This window comes from Streptomyces sp. NPDC047841, assembly GCF_040704085.1.
Classification (GTDB): domain Bacteria; phylum Actinomycetota; class Actinomycetes; order Streptomycetales; family Streptomycetaceae; genus Streptomyces; species Streptomyces argyrophylli.
In genome coordinates this window covers 236,918-251,311 of the sequence record NZ_JBEYRP010000008.1, presented here as the reverse complement: position 1 = coordinate 251,311, position 14,394 = coordinate 236,918, and the positions used below count along the sequence as shown (strand labels likewise).

Annotated in this window: 14 protein-coding genes; 3 read left to right on the top strand and 11 right to left on the bottom strand. The window is 73.7% G+C overall.

All coding sequences use genetic code 11. The annotated features are described in order from the left end of the window. Position 1: 1 nt before the first annotated feature. From AB0947_RS15320 to AB0947_RS15310, 3 genes are all read left to right on the top strand, one after another. On the top strand, positions 2-793 hold the full coding sequence (locus AB0947_RS15320) for an FAD:protein FMN transferase (protein WP_366750926.1): 792 nt from the start codon (positions 2-4) through the stop codon (positions 791-793). A gap of 138 nt (positions 794-931) precedes the next feature. Next, positions 932-1,105 (top strand): hypothetical protein, encoded by a 174-nt coding sequence (locus tag AB0947_RS15315; RefSeq protein WP_366750822.1) that lies wholly within the window; start codon positions 932-934, stop codon positions 1,103-1,105. Between the two features lie 115 nt (positions 1,106-1,220). Then, positions 1,221-3,035: an ABC transporter ATP-binding protein gene (locus AB0947_RS15310; RefSeq protein WP_366750821.1), complete on the top strand. Its 1,815-nt coding sequence runs from the start codon at positions 1,221-1,223 to the stop codon at positions 3,033-3,035. A 139-nt stretch (positions 3,036-3,174) separates the two neighbouring features. Here the strand turns inward: AB0947_RS15310 and AB0947_RS15305 are convergent, their stop codons facing one another. The 11 genes from AB0947_RS15305 to AB0947_RS15255 all read right to left on the bottom strand — a co-directional run bounded on the left by AB0947_RS15305 (position 3,175) and on the right by AB0947_RS15255 (position 14,373). Continuing rightward, positions 3,175-3,945, bottom strand: coding sequence for a hypothetical protein (locus AB0947_RS15305; protein ID WP_366750820.1), 771 nt, complete (start codon positions 3,943-3,945; stop codon positions 3,175-3,177). Then, positions 3,935-4,522, bottom strand: coding sequence for a sigma-70 family RNA polymerase sigma factor (locus AB0947_RS15300; protein WP_366750819.1), 588 nt, complete (start codon positions 4,520-4,522; stop codon positions 3,935-3,937). The genes AB0947_RS15305 and AB0947_RS15300 overlap by 11 nt, the downstream gene beginning before the upstream one ends. 108 nt (positions 4,523-4,630) lie before the next feature. Then, on the bottom strand, positions 4,631-5,176 hold the full coding sequence (locus AB0947_RS15295) for an arginine repressor (RefSeq protein ID WP_014671617.1): 546 nt from the start codon (positions 5,174-5,176) through the stop codon (positions 4,631-4,633). A 7-nt stretch (positions 5,177-5,183) separates the two neighbouring features. Then, entirely contained in the window at positions 5,184-6,347 is a 1,164-nt protein-coding gene (locus tag AB0947_RS15290; protein ID WP_366750925.1) for an acetylornithine transaminase, read from the bottom strand. Between the two features lie 59 nt (positions 6,348-6,406). Then, positions 6,407-7,315, bottom strand: coding sequence for an acetylglutamate kinase (gene argB, locus AB0947_RS15285; protein WP_366750818.1), 909 nt, complete (start codon positions 7,313-7,315; stop codon positions 6,407-6,409). Then, positions 7,312-8,466, bottom strand: a complete 1,155-nt coding sequence (gene argJ, locus AB0947_RS15280) for a bifunctional glutamate N-acetyltransferase/amino-acid acetyltransferase ArgJ (RefSeq protein WP_366750816.1) — start codon at positions 8,464-8,466, stop codon at positions 7,312-7,314. Before argJ ends, argB begins: the two co-directional genes overlap by 4 nt. A gap of 88 nt (positions 8,467-8,554) precedes the next feature. Further along, positions 8,555-9,583 (bottom strand): N-acetyl-gamma-glutamyl-phosphate reductase, encoded by a 1,029-nt coding sequence (gene argC / locus AB0947_RS15275; RefSeq protein ID WP_366750815.1) that lies wholly within the window; start codon positions 9,581-9,583, stop codon positions 8,555-8,557. A 46-nt stretch (positions 9,584-9,629) separates the two neighbouring features. Next, a complete protein-coding gene (locus AB0947_RS15270; protein ID WP_366750814.1) occupies positions 9,630-9,998 on the bottom strand; it encodes a GtrA family protein in 369 nt (122 codons plus the stop codon). Further along, positions 9,998-10,948 (bottom strand): glycosyltransferase family 2 protein, encoded by a 951-nt coding sequence (locus tag AB0947_RS15265; protein WP_366750813.1) that lies wholly within the window; start codon positions 10,946-10,948, stop codon positions 9,998-10,000. Before AB0947_RS15265 ends, AB0947_RS15270 begins: the two co-directional genes overlap by 1 nt. Positions 10,949-10,970: 22 nt before the next feature. Then, on the bottom strand, positions 10,971-13,523 hold the full coding sequence (locus AB0947_RS15260; RefSeq protein WP_366750812.1) for a YfhO family protein: 2,553 nt from the start codon (positions 13,521-13,523) through the stop codon (positions 10,971-10,973). A 247-nt stretch (positions 13,524-13,770) separates the two neighbouring features. Then, the gene (locus tag AB0947_RS15255; protein ID WP_366750811.1) at positions 13,771-14,373 is read right to left on the bottom strand and encodes an ABATE domain-containing protein; all 603 of its coding nucleotides are present in this window, start codon (positions 14,371-14,373) and stop codon (positions 13,771-13,773) included. Positions 14,374-14,394: the final 21 nt, after the last annotated feature.

Below are 14,394 nucleotides of genomic sequence, written 5' to 3'. Positions count from 1 at the left end.
GATGGCCGAGGAGGCTCAGGCGCCCGCCACGGTGCGTCACGCGGAGGAGGTCATGGGGACGGTCTTCTCCTTCGACGTCCGCGGCGGGGAGCCGGACGCGGTACGGGCGGCGCTCGCCGAGGCCGTCGCCGGGCTGCACCGGGCGGACGCGCTGTTCAGCACCTACCGCGAGGACAGCGAGGTGTCACGGCTGGCCCGGGATGAGCTGGACGTCTCCCGGTGCGCCCCCGAGGTGGCCGAGGTGCTGGAGCTGGCGGCCGAGGCGGAGCGGGTGAGCGAGGGGTGGTTCAGCACCCGTTACCGGGGCTCGCTGGACCCCACCGGCATCGTCAAGGGCTGGGCGGCCGAGCGGGCGGCGCGGCTGCTGGCGGCATTGGCCGGGGTGCGGGGGGTGAGCGTCAACGGGGGCGGGGACGTGCAGTTGCTGGGCGCGCCCGAGCCGCAGCGTGCCTGGCGGGTGGGGGTGTCCGATCCGCTCCGGCCCGGCGGGCTGGCGGCGGTGGTCTCGGCGGCGGGCACGGCGGAGCTGGCGGTGGCGACGTCCGGTACGGCGGAGCGGGGGGCGCACATCGTGGACCCGCGCACCGGCCGGTCCGCGGTGACGGACCTGGTGGCGGTCACGGTCGTGGGGCCGCGTCTGACGTTCGTCGACTGCTGGGCCACGGCCGCGTTCGCGATGGGTTCCCGGGCGGGGCTGGACTGGCTGGAGTCCCTGCCGGACGTGGAGGCCCTGCTGATCACCGCCGGCGACGAGGTGCGGTGCACCGGGGGGCTGGCGGCGCGGCTGGGCTGAGAGCGGCCCGCTCCCCGTGCACCGCCCGGGAGTTCACGCGGCTCCCGGTCCGCCGTCCGGAATTCCCTCCCCCGCGACGCCATCCGACGTCCGCCCTCGGACGTATCCCCTGTGGGGCGATTTCCAGGAGGAGACGACATGGCCATCTTCAGCAGTCTGCTGCCCGCGATGCGGAACCGCGACAGGGACGACGGCTCGCGGCACGGACATGGTCACGACCGCGACGACGACCACGGCCACGGCCACGGCGACCGCCACGACCACGACGACCGCCACGGTCACGGCGACCGCCACGACCACGACACCTACTGACCGCGTACGAAGCCGAGCGGACCGCGGGACCAAGGCCCCGGTCCGCCCGGCCGGTGCCCGGGGAACGCGGCCCCGGGCGACGCGACCCCGACGCACGTGACGAGGAACCCGTGCCATGGCGCATGTCCTGCGGCGTCCGCTCCCGAGCGGGGAGAGCTCCGATGCCGTGGTCGCGACCGCGCCGAGGGTCCCCCCGCGCGAGGTGTTCCGGCGGTTCTGGCCGTACACCCGCGGCGGCCGGCGCTGGCTCGTGCCCGTCGTCCTGTTCAGCGTGACCGGCCCCGCCGTCGACGCCGCCGAGCTGTGGCTCTTCAAGATCCTCGTGGACGACGTGCTCGTCCCCCGGGACCTGCACCCCTTCCTGTGGATCGCGCCGGCCTTTCTGGGCCTGGTCCTGTGCTCCGGCATCCTCGGCTTCGCCGACGACGTGACGTCCACCTGGGTCGGCGAGCGCTTCCTGCTCGCCCTGCGCTCGGAGGTGTTCCGGCACGTCCAGGGGCTGTCGCTCGGCTTCTTCGAGCGCCGCAGGCTCGGCGACGTGCTGTCCCGGGTCACGGGCGACGTCGACGCGGTGGAGACGTTCCTGCTCTCGGGCGTGGCGGACGCCCTCTACTACGCCGTCCGCCTGGCCGTCTTCCTGGGCCTGCTGGTCTGCCTGCGCTGGGACCTGACCGTGTTCGCCCTGGTCGTCGTGCCCCTGTTCTGGGGCGCCGCCCGGCACTTCTCACGGCTGCTCAAGGACGCGTCGCGGGAGCGCAGGCGCCGCAGCGGCTCGCTCAGCGCGATCGCCGAGGAGTCGCTGGGCAATGTCGTCCTGGTGCAGGCGTACAACCGGCAGGGCTGGGAGCAGCGCCGGTTCGAGCGGGAGAACCTGGGCCGGTTCCGGGCGGCGATGGCCTCGGCGCGGATCCGTGCCGTGTACGGGCCCGTCGTGGAGGTCATCGAGGTGGCCGGCGGCCTCGCCGTGCTGGGCCTGGGCACCTGGAAGCTGGCCCAGGGGCAGCTCACGCTCGGCGGACTGCTGGTCTTCCTCGCGCTGATCGGCAAGCTGTACGGCCCGGTCCGCGGCCTGTCCCGCCTCGGCACCACCTTCTACGCGGCCTCCGCCTCGGCGGAACGGATCATCGAGCTGCTGGACCAGCGGCCCCAGGTGACCGAGTCCCCGCACGCCCGGCGCACCGGCCGCGCCCGGGGGGACGTGGAGTTCGACGGGGTGTGGTTCCGCTACCCGGGCGGCCCCTCCTGGGCGCTGTCGGACGTATCCTTCCACGCGGCGCCCGGGGAGACGCTGGCGCTGGTCGGGGCCAGCGGGGCGGGCAAGTCGACGATCGCCAAGCTCCAGCTGCGCTTCTACGACCCCGACCGGGGCGCGGTCCGCCTCGACGGGACCGATCTGCGCCGGCTCGGCCTGTCCGACGTGCGGGACAGCGTGGCGGTGGTGCTCCAGGAGACGCTCGTCTTCCACGGCACCGTGCGGGACAACATCGCCTACGGGCGGCCGGGCGCCACGGACTCGGACATCGTCGCGGCGGCGCGGGCCGCGGACGCCCACGACTTCATCGAGCTGCTCCCGGAGGGCTACGACACCCTGGTGGGCCAGCGCGGCCGGACCCTGTCCGGCGGACAGTGCCAGCGCCTGGCGATCGCCCGCGCGATGGTCCGGGACGCGCCCGTCCTGCTCCTGGACGAGCCGACGGCCGGGCTCGACGCCCGGTCCGGCCGGCGGATCATGGACCCGCTGCGCCGGCTCATGGCCGGGCGCACGACCGTCGTCATCTCCCACAACCTGCTGACCGTCCGCGACGCCACGCGCATCCTGGTGCTCGACCACGGCCAGATCACCGAGCACGGCACCCACGCCGACCTGCTCGGGCAGGGCGGCGCCTACGCCCGGCTGCACCGGCTGCACACGGGAGCGGTGGGAGCATGAGCGTCACCGCCGAACCGGACGCCCCCTGGCCCCCGGCACCCGACCGGTCCCGACGCCCGTCCGGACGGCCCACGGGCCGCGCCACCGTGACCGTGCCGGGCCCTCCCGTGCCGCCCCCGCGACGGCTGAGCGGACCGGTTCACGTCTTCGGGGTGACGACCTGCGCCTCGCGCAGCCGCGCGGTGGCGAGGACGGTGCCGTCGGACGACGTCAGACGGGCCCCGGAGTACCGGGTGAGGTCGACGGGGACGGCCACGCCCCAGGCGCCGTGGCCGTCGCGCACGGTGAAGTCGCCGACGCGGACGCTGGTGCCGTCGGCGCGCTCCAGGAAACAGGTGACCCTTCCGGTGTACCGGGTGCCGGGGCGGGTGAGCGCGACGGTCAGGAACATCCAGCCGGGCGCGCCGGGGTGGGCGTAGACCTCGCCGGCGGACTGCCCGCCGCGCCCGGCCGGGGTCATGTCCCCGACGAGCACCGGCTCGGACTCGACGGCGGGCGGCGGCGAGGCGGTGACCTCTTCGACGGCGGTGCCGGCTGCCCAGCCGGCGAAGCCGACCGCGACGGCGAGCGCGGCACCGACCGCGGCGACCCGTACCCGGTGCCGCCGGGCGCCGTGGCGCAGGCCCCGGCGCGAGCGGCCGGGGGCGCCCGCCGGCCGCTGCCCCTCGGACGCCGCCGACCGGGCGAGGCCGCGCGCCACGCGGGTCTCGAAGCCGGGCGGCGGCTCGCGGTCCGGGAGCAGACCGACCAGCCGGTCGCCGACCAGGGTCAGTTGCCGGACGTACTCCCGGCAGTCCGCGCACCGGTCCAGATGGGCGACCGCCTCGGCCCGTTCCCGGCCGGGCAGCACGCCCAGGGCCAGCTCGGGACCGATCTCCCGCAGCTTCTCGCAGTTCGCGTCACTGGACATGGCCGCCCCGTTCCCGAGAAGCGACGGCGGCGCGCAGCCGCGCCATCGCCGTCCTGATCCGCGTCTTGGCGGTACCCAGCGGGATCCGCTCCGCGTCGGCGACCTGCCGGGCCGTCATGCCGTAGACGCCGGCCATCATCAGCGCCCTGGCCTGTTCCCGTGGCAGCCGTGCCAGGGCGGACCGGACCTGGGCGGACGCCTCGTCGGCCAGTGCCCACCGCTCGGGAGTCTCGGTGACGGCGTCCAGGAGGTCTTCGAGGTCCTCGGGAGCCACCGGCTCCGTCCGCCGGGCCCGGACCGCGTCGACGGCCAGGTTGTGCGCGATGGTCGTCAGCCACGTCATGACCGAGCCGCGGCGCGAGTCGTAGATCTGCGCGTGGCGCCACGCGCGCTCGAACGTCTGCTGGGCGACGTCCTCGGCGAGCTGCTGGTCCCCGGTGACGGCCATGGCGACGCCGAAGACCCGGTGCTGGAACCTGCGTACGAAGATGACGGCCAGCTCCGGATCTCCGGCGGCCAGCCCGGACAGCAGCGCCTCGTCCGGGAGGCGGCCGACGGCGAACCGATGACCCGACACACCTCTGTGTACGTTCGACGGCCGCCAGGGGATTGCCCGTCCCGCTGGCCGCTCGCCGCGGAAGATCACATGCCCATTCTGCGCCGGGCGGCCGGGCCCCGCACCCGGTCAGTGCCCGTTCTGTGCCAGCCGCAGCAGATGGTCGGCCAGAGCCTGGCCCCCGCTGGGGTCCCGGCTGATCAGCAGCAGCGTGTCGTCACCGGCGATCGTCCCGAGGATGTCGTGCAGCTCCGCCTGGTCGATGGCGGAGGCGAGGAACTGCGCGGCCCCCGGAGGAGTCCGCAGGACCACCAGGTTCGCCGAGGCCTCCGCGGAGATCAGCAGCTCCTGGGAGAGCCGCCGCATCCGCTCCTCCTTCGCCGACTCCCCGAGCGGAGCGCGGGGCGTGCGGAAGCCGCCCTCGCTCGGCACCGCGTAGATCAGGTCGCCGTCGGTGTTGCGGATCTTCACCGCGTTCAGCTCGTCGAGGTCCCGGCTGAGCGTCGCCTGGGTCACGCTCAGCCCGTCGTCGGCGAGCAGCTTCGCCAGCTGGCTCTGCGACCGCACCGGCTGCCGGTTGAGGATGTCCACGATCCGCCGGTGCCGTGCGGTGCGGGTCTGCGGCACGGCGGGCCCGGCACCGTTGCCCGCCTCGTAGTCCTGCGCCTCGCTCATCGTCGTCTCATTCTCCGGATCGTCCTTCCCCGTCGGCGGGGTTCGCCGCGTCGAGGATGCCGGGCAGCGCCCGGAGCAGCGCACCCGCCTCGTCGTCGCGCAGATTCAGCGGCGGCATGAGCCGTACGACGTCGGGGGCGGGCGCGTTCACCAGGAATCCGGCCTCCTGGGCCGCCTCCTGCACCTGCGGTGCGCGCGGCCCGGTGAGCACGATACCCAGGAGCAGGCCCGCACCCCGGACATGATCGACCAAGGGGTGGTCCAGGGCCTCGACGCCGTCCCGCAGCCTCTCGCTCTGCCGCTTGACGTTGTCGAGCAGGCCCTCGCCCTCGATGGTGTCGAGCACGGCGAGCCCGGCGGCGCAGGCGACCGGGTTGCCGCCGAAGGTGGTCCCGTGCTGGCCGGGCCGGAGCAGTTCGGCGGCCCGGCCGAAGGCCACGGTCGCGCCGAGCGGCAGCCCGCCGCCGAGCTGCTTGGCGAGGGTGACGACGTCGGGCAGCACGCCTTCGTGCGCCTGGTACTCGAACCAGGTGCCGGTCCGCCCGATGCCGGTCTGCACCTCGTCCAGGACGAGCAGCGCACCCGTGGCGGCGGTGATCGCGCGGGCCGCCTTGAGGTAGCCGGCCGGGGGCACGACCACGCCGTTCTCGCCCTGGATCGGCTCGATGACCACCAGGGCGGTGTCCTCGGTGACCGCGGCGGCCAGCGCCTGCGCGTCGCCGTAGGGGACGTGGGTGACCTCGCCGGGCAGCGGCCGGAAGGGCTCCTGCTTGGCGGGCTGGCCGGTGAGCGCGAGGGCGCCCATCGTGCGGCCGTGGAAGCCGCCGTCGGTGGCGACCATGTGGGTGCGCCCGGTGAGCCGGCCGATCTTGAAGGCGGCCTCGTTGGCCTCGGCGCCGGAGTTGCAGAAGAACACCCTGCCCTCCCGGCCGAACAGCGTCAGGAGCCGTTCGGCGAGGGCGACGGTGGGCTCGGCCATGAAGAAGTTGGAGATGTGGCCGAGGGAGCCGATCTGCCGGGTCACGGCCTCGACGATCGCGGGGTGGGCGTGGCCGAGCGCGTTGGTGGCGATGCCGCCGACGAAGTCGAGGTACTGCCGGCCCGCGGCGTCCCAGACCCGGGTGCCCTCACCGCGGACGAGGGGCAGCCGCGGGGTGCCGTAGTTGTTCATGAGCGCGCCCTGCCAGCGCTCGGTCAGCTCCTGGTTGCCCTGGTTGCCCTGGTGGCCCGTCACTGCACGTCCCCCTCAAGCTCGTCGGGCACGACCATGGTGCCGATGCCCTCGTCGGTGAAGATCTCCAGCAGGATCGAGTGCTGGACCCGGCCGTCGATGACGCGGGCGGTCGTCACGCCGTTGCGCACGGCGTGCAGGCAGCCCTCCATCTTCGGCACCATGCCGGAACTCAGCTCCGGCAGCAGCTTCTCCAGCTCGGCAGCGGTGAGCCGGCTGATCACCTCGTCGGAGTTCGGCCAGTCCTCGTAGAGGCCCTCGACGTCGGTGAGGACCATGAGGGTTTCGGCGCCCAGTGCCGCAGCGAGTGCCGCAGCCGCCGTATCAGCATTGACGTTGTAGACATGTCCGTCGTCCTGGGAGCGGGCGATCGAGGAGACGACCGGGATGCGGCCGTCGGCGAGCAGCGCCTCGATGGCGCCCGTGTCGAGGGCGGTGATCTCGCCGACCCGCCCGATGTCGACCGGCTCGCCGTCGATCTGAGGGGTGTGTTTGGTGGCGGTGATGGTGTGCGCGTCCTCGCCGGTCAGGCCGACGGCGAACGGGCCGTGCTGGTTGAGCAGGCCGACCAGCTCGCGCTGCACCTGCCCGGCCAGCACCATCCGTACGACGTCCATGGCGTCCTCGGTGGTGACGCGCAGGCCCGCCTTGAACTCGCTGACGATGCCGTGCCGGTCGAGGGCGGCGCTGATCTGCGGGCCGCCGCCGTGCACGACGACGGGCTTGAGACCGGCGTGCCGCAGGAAGACGACGTCCTGGGCGAAGGCGGCCTTCAGCTCCTCGTTCACCATGGCGTTGCCGCCGAACTTGATGACGACGATCTTGCCGTGGTGCCGGGTCAGCCAGGGCAGGGCCTCGATGAGGATCTGGGCTTTCGGCAGTGCCGTGTGTTTCCGCGTCGTGGTCATGAGGAGTAGGCGCTGTTCTCGTGGACGTAGTCGGCGGTCAGGTCGTTGGTCCAGATGGTCGCGGTCTCGGCGCCGGCGGCGAGGTCGGCCACGATGTGGACCTCGCGGTAGCGCATGTCGACCAGGTCGCGGTCCTCGCCGACGCTGCCGTTCTTGCAGACCCACACGCCGTTGATGGCGACGTTGAGCTGGTCCGGCTCGAAGGCGGCCTTGGTGGTGCCGATCGCGGAGAGCACGCGGCCCCAGTTGGGGTCCTCGCCGTGGATCGCGCACTTGAGGAGGTTGTTGCGGGCGATGGAGCGGCCCACCTCGACGGCGTCCTCCTCGCTCGCCGCGTTGACCACCTCGACCCTGATGTCCTTGCTGGCGCCCTCGGCGTCACCGATGAGCTGCCGGCCGAGGTCGGCGCAGACCTGCCGTACGGCCTCGGCGAACTCCTCGTACCGCGGGGTGACGCCGGAGGCGCCGGAGGCGAGCAGCAGGACGGTGTCGTTGGTGGACATGCAGCCGTCGGAGTCGACGCGGTCGAAGGTGACCCTGGTCGCCGCGCGCAGGGCCCGGTCCAGGGTCGCGTCGTCCAGGTCGGCGTCGGTGGTGAGGACGACGAGCATGGTGGCGAGGCCCGGGGCGAGCATGCCGGCGCCCTTGGCCATGCCGCCGACGGTCCAGCCGCCCTCGCCGCTGACGACGGACGTCTTGTGGACGGTGTCGGTGGTCTTGATGGCGATGGCGGCCTTCTCGCCGCCGTGCTCGCTCAAGGAGGCGGCGGCCGTCTCCACGCCCTTCAGGACCTTGTCCATGGGGAGCGGCACGCCGATCAGGCCGGTGGAGCAGACGGCGATCTCGATGGCGCCCCGGCCGAGCACCTCGGCGGCCTTCTCGGCGGTGGCGTGGGTGTCCTGGAAGCCCTGGGGACCGGTACAGGCGTTGGCGCCGCCGGAGTTGAGGACGACCGCCGAGACCTGGCCGCCCTTGAGGACCTGCTCGGACCAGAGGACCGGCGCGGCCTTCACACGGTTGGAGGTGAAGACGCCCGCGGCGGCACGGCGGGGCCCGTCGTTGACCACGAGGGCCAGGTCGGGGTTGCCGTTCTCCTTGATCCCGGCGGCGATCCCCGCGGCCGTGAATCCCTTGGCTGCCGTGACGCTCACTGCTTCTCCTTGTTCGCTTCTCCGCCCGTGCAGCGCGGCGGTGCGGCCATCGTCGTCGTCTGCGGCCCGGCGGCTGCACGTACGTCGCTCACGGTGCGACTCCGATCGTGGAAAGCCCGGTGGTCTCGTCGAGACCCAGGGCGATGTTCATGCTCTGGACGGCACCGCCCGCGGTGCCCTTGGTCAGGTTGTCGATGGCGCTGATCGCGATGATGCGGCCCACGGCGGCGTCGTACGCGACCTGCACCTGAACGGCGTTGGAACCGTGGACGGACGCCGTCGCGGGCCACTGGCCCTCGGGGAGCAGGTGGACGAAGGGCTCGTCGGCGTAGGCCTTCTCGTAGGCGGCGCGCACCGCGTCGGCCGTGACCCCCTCGGCGGCGGACGCGCTGCACGTGGCGAGGATCCCGCGCGGCATCGGGGCGAGGGTGGGGGTGAAGGAGACCTTCACGGCCTGCCCGGCCACGCCGCTGAGGTTCTGGATCATCTCGGGGGTGTGCCGGTGGCCGCCGCCGACGCCGTACGGCGACATGGAGCCCATGACCTCGCTGCCGAGCAGGTGCGGCTTGGGGGCCTTGCCCGCGCCGGAGGTGCCGGACGCGGCGACGATCACCGCCTCGGGCTCGGCGATTCCGGCCGCGTAGGCCGGGTACAGGGCGAGGGAGACGGCGGTCGGGTAGCAACCGGGCACCGCGATACGCTTGGAGCCCGTGAGCCGGGCGCGGGCGCCGGGGAGTTCGGGGAGGCCGTAGGGCCAGGTGCCGGCGTGCGTGGAGCCGTAGAACCGCTCCCAGTCGGCCGGGTCCTCGAGCCGGAAGTCGGCGCCCATGTCGATCACGAGGACGTCGGGTCCGAGCTGCTCGGCGACGGCGGCGGACTGGCCGTGCGGCAGCGCGAGGAAGACCACGTCGTGCCCGGCGAGTGCCTCGGGCGTGGTCTCGGCGAGCACGCGGTCGGCCAGCGGCAGCAGATGCGGCTGGAGCGCGCCGAGCCGCTGTCCGGCGTTGGAGTTCCCGGTCAGGGCACCGATCTCGACCCCGGGGTGCGCGAGGAGCAGGCGCAGGACCTCGCCGCCCGCGTATCCGCTCGCTCCGGCCACCGCCGCACGTACCGCCATGTCCATCCTCCTCCTGGATGGCATGACTATACGTATCGCTGCACGTTTATGCAATCGATCGGGGCGACATCACCCGGCGCGAGACGAGGAAGGTGACCGGGATCGCCGCCGCGGAGGCGAGCAGCGGCGCGAAGCGGCTGCCGGCGTGCAGGAGGTCGACGATGACGTAGACGCCCGCGGTGGTGATCAGGAAATTCGTCACGTTCGTCAGCGGGAACAGCAGGAATTTCCGCCAGGTGGGCCGGGTCCGGTAGGTGAAGCGCGCGTTCAGGAAAAAAGACCCGACCATGCTGAGCAGAAATGCCAGGACGTGCGCGGCCAGATAGGGAAGGGCGGTCAGGAACAACAGGTAAAGACAGTAGTAGGCCGCCGTGTTCACGACGCCGACCGCCGCGAAGGTCAGAATCTGCCGCATCAGGGGATGAGATCTTTCGTCCGTTCCACGTTGGTCGCCTTCACCAGGAAGTGCGGACGCCCCTTCACCTCGTAGTAGATGCGGCCGGTGTACTCCCCGATGACTCCCAGCATGACCATCTGGACGCCCGCGAGGGCGGTGACGGCGGTGATGATGGTCACATAGCCGGGGGTCTGGACACCGTGGACGAGCGCGGCGCCCACGATCCAGGCGGTGTAGAGGCCCGCGCACAGCAGCAGGCCCACGCCGAGCCAGAGCGCGGCGCGCAGCGGGCGGTTGTTGAAGGACAGCAGGCCGTCGAGGCCGTAGTTGAGCAGGCCGCGCAGGTTCCAGGAACTGCGGCCGGCCTCGCGCGCGGCGTTGCGGTACTCGAAGGTGGTGCTCGGGAAGCCCACCCAGGCGAACAGGCCCTTGGAGAAGCGGTTGTACTCGGTGAGCGCCAGCACCGCGTCCACCACCCGCCGCGACAGCAGCCGGAAGTCCCCCACGCCGTCGACGAGTTCGACGTCGACCAGGCGGTTGACGAGCCGGTAGTACAGCCGGGCGGTGAGGGTCCGGGTGAACCGGTCGCCGGTGCGGGTGCGCTTGGCGATGACCTGGTCGTGGCCCTGTTCGCGCAGCTCGACCATGCGCGTGATCAGCGCCGGCGGGTGCTGGAGGTCGGCGTCCATGACGATCACCGAGTCGCCCGAGGCGTGCCGCAGGCCGGCGAGCAGGGCCGCCTCCTTGCCGAAGTTGCGGCTGAGGGAGACGTAGCGCACCCGGGAGTCGAGGTCCGCCAGTTCCCTGAGGACCGCGAGCGTCCGGTCCCGGCTGCCGTCGTCGACGTACACGAACTCCATGTCGTGGCCGAGCGGCAGCAGTTCCTCGGCGACCTTCTGGACCTCCTCGTGGAAGCGGGCGAGGACGTCCTCCTCGTTGTAGCAGGGCGCGACGATCGATATCAGCATGCGGGGTCCCCCCTGGGCGCGGTCAGTGAGCGGCGGTCAGGCACTCGCGCGGCGAAGTGGTCGTGGGCGGCGCCGGGGCGCGCCGGCGGCGGACGGCGGTGAGGGCGGTGAGCACGACGAGCGTCAGCAGCGAGGCGGCGCCCACGGCCGTGCCCAGCCGCAGGCCGGGTGGGTGGAAGGTGCAGGTCAGACTGGTGGCGGTGCCGTCGAGGGGCACGGCGATCAGGCCGTGGAAGGTGTCGGCGGGCCGCTCGGGTCCGTGGCCGGTGGCGCAGCGCCAGCCGGCGATCCGGGGTGCCGCGACGACCGCGACGCCCTTGCTGCCGGGGCGCAGCCGGGCCCGTACCGTGGCACCGGAGACGGTCACCTCGGTGGCGCCGGCCGCCTTCAGGCGGGCGGCGGCCGCGGCCAGCCGCGCCGGGTCCAGGCAGCCGACGGCGGCGGACGGGATGCGTCCGGGCCGGTCCGGCCGCAGCTCGATCCGCAGCGGACCCGAGGCGGGGGCGGTGCCGAGCGGCTCCATGGCGGCGCGGTTGCGCGGGAACCGGGACCGGAACCGGGCGGGCTCCCTGGCGCCGGCGAGCCGCGCGGTGCCGGAGAAGTTCGGGGCCCACAGGTGGACCTGGGTGCCGGCCGGGCACCGGGCGGTGATCGTCGGCCGGACCAGGGCGTTGCCGGTGCCGACCCGGCGGGACGGGAGCGGCCGCCCGGCGTCGTCGCGCACGGTGACGCGGGACACGGTGTAGACGCGGCTGCCGAGCAGCAGTTCCTGGTTGCGGTACGGCGACGGTCCGAACGGTGTCCTGTCGGGCGCGGCCCGGACGGTGACCAGCGGCGGTACGTCCCGGCGGGTGACGGTCACCGGCCCGGCGTACGGGGACGGGTCCTTCTGGTGCGGGTCAGGCGGGGAGTGCACCCGGGCGCCGACGGAGAAGACGACGTCCGTGACGGCGTTGTCCAGGCTCTGCGGGCTGCGGCCGCGCGAGGTCCAGCCGTCGCCGAGGGCGGTGAGGGTGCGGCTGAGGACGTCCGAGGTCAGGCTGCTGTAGTACTGGGCGCCCTCGCCGCCCACCAGCAGCGGGTCGTTGCCGACGGTCTGCTCGCGGCCGGGGTCGGTGCGGTACCGCGGCCAGCCGTCGGCCCCGGCGATCGCCGCCGCCTGCGTCCGCTGCCGCTCGCCCCAGGGCGCGTAGTCGTCCAGGTGCCCGAGGCGCAGCCGGGTGGCCACGGCCGAGGTGGCGGCCGTCTCGCCCACCTGGGCGCCGAGGAGCAGGACGACGGCCAGCCCGGCGAGCCGGGTGCGGTGTCCGGCGCGGCCCAGCAGGGCCAGGCCGCCGACGGTGCCCGCGAGGGCGAGCAGCAGCACCGGCCAGGTGTACGGCCGGACCAGCGTGCTGCGGCTCGCGACGGCGACGACCAGCACGAGCAGGGCGGCCGCGGCGCCGAGGGCGCGCCGGTCGGGCAGGCCGTACGCCACGGCGTGCCAGGCGGCGACGACCAGCAGGCCGCACAGCACGAACGCCTGCCGGTAGGCGCTGCCCTGCGGGGTGGCGAAGGCGTGCCACAGCAGGTGGGTCGGGCCCCACTGGAGGGAGAGGAGCACCGCGAGCGCCAGCGCCGTCCAGCCGGCGCGCTCCCGGACCGGGACCGCGCGGTGGAAGGGCAGGGCGAGTGCGAGGAGCAGGGCGGTGACGCCGACGTAGAGGGCCGGGGAGCCGAAGCCGTAGGTGGCGGGCAGCAGCCGGGCGGCCACGTCCTCGGTGGGCACGGGGGCGAAGTGGCGTACGCGGCCGGGGTAGGCGTGCTGCGTGCCGAAGTAGACGACCATGACGAGCGGGGCGGCGAGGCCCGCGCCGAGTGCGGTGGTGAGGGCGGCGCGGCCGGCGGCGGCGAGGGCCTGCCGGCGCGGCGGGCGCGCGAGCAGCAGGCGCAGCAGCAGGACGAGGGCGGCGCCGAGGGTGGCCATGTAGGCGGTGTAGAAGTTGGCGGTCCAGGCGAGGGCGACGACCAGGACGCCGGTCAGGCGCCGGCGTCCGGTGAGCGCCCACTCGCCGACCAGGCACAGCAGCGGCAGGGCGATCAGGCCGTCGAGCCACATGGGGTTGTAGGAGGCGTCGGCCGTGCTCCAGCCGCACAGCGCGTACGAGGTGCCGAGCAGGCCCGCCGCCCACCAGCGGCCGGGGCGCAGGGTGAGCAGCAGCCAGGCCATGGCCGCCGCGGCGGAGGCGGTCTTCAGCACGGTGACGGCGTAGACGGCGAGGTCGATCTCGTCGCGCGGGAAGAGGGCGACGAGCAGGGCGTAGGGGCTGCCCAGGTAGGTGCCGAGGTCGGGCAGGAAGCCGGCGCCGTAGCCGGACTGCCAGTTGACGAGGAGGCCGCCGTGGCCCCTGCCGTGCAGCAGGTCCCACAGGTGGGCGTGGAAGGGCACGTACTGGTTGCCGAGGTCGTTGACGCTGCGGGTGCGGGGGCCGAAGGGATAGCCGCGCGCCAGTACGTCACCGGCGCAGAAGGCGGTGACCGTGACGGCGGCGGCGAGCAGGGCGGCGGCCTGGCGCGGCCGGGCGACCGCTTTCACACCCTGTTCCTGTCCGGGTGCCGGTGCGGGTTCCCGTGCGCGGTGCCGCTTTCGCCGGGCGGGGTATTGCGCTGCATTTTCGGCGGTCCTCACGGAATGTGTGCCCCATCGATTCGCCGACTTAGACGGGGCGGGATTCCGGATGGTTGCCCGCCCACCGGAAAATAGGGCGACCTCTTCCGCACACGGGAAACACCGCGTGAATTCGATGTCCTTCCGGAAAACATTCGCTTTCCGGCGGGTGTTCTCAGGGTGAACCGGCCTTGCGGGCCGCGTAGGCCCGGGCCGCCCGGACCCGGTTGCCGCACTTGGTGGTGCACCAGCGGCGGGCGCCGTGGGAGCGCAGGAACCAGCGGGCGCACCCCTGGGCGGCGCACTCGGTGAGCAGGTCCGCGTCGGCGCCGGTGAGCAGATCGGTGGCGTCCTCGGCGAGCTGGGACAGCGCGGCGGCGGCCGGGTTGCCGGTGTCGGGGACGTCGGCGCGGCGGGGGCCGTCGGCGGTCCAGGCCAGCCGGGGCGTGGCGGGGGCGGCGGCGAGGGTGGCGTTGAGGGTGTCGAGGGCGTCGGCGGGCGGCCGCGTCCCGGCGGCCCGCGCGGCGAAGAGGGCCCGCAGCGCCTCGCGCAGGGCCCGCAGCCGGCCGGACTGCCTGCCGTTCAGGCTCACCCGGTCGGGCAGCAGCGCGTGCCGGACCAGCCACAGGTGGGCGGCCTCGGTGTCGTCGAGCAGGTCGACCTGGCCGTGGCTGACCGTGAACCGGGTGTTGACCAGAGCCAGCGCGGCGTACTCGTCCTCGCCGGGGACGGGGAGCTGGCGCAGGTGGACGGGGGCCTCGGGACGCACGGCTCTCATGGTAATCCTTGCGGTTCCGCG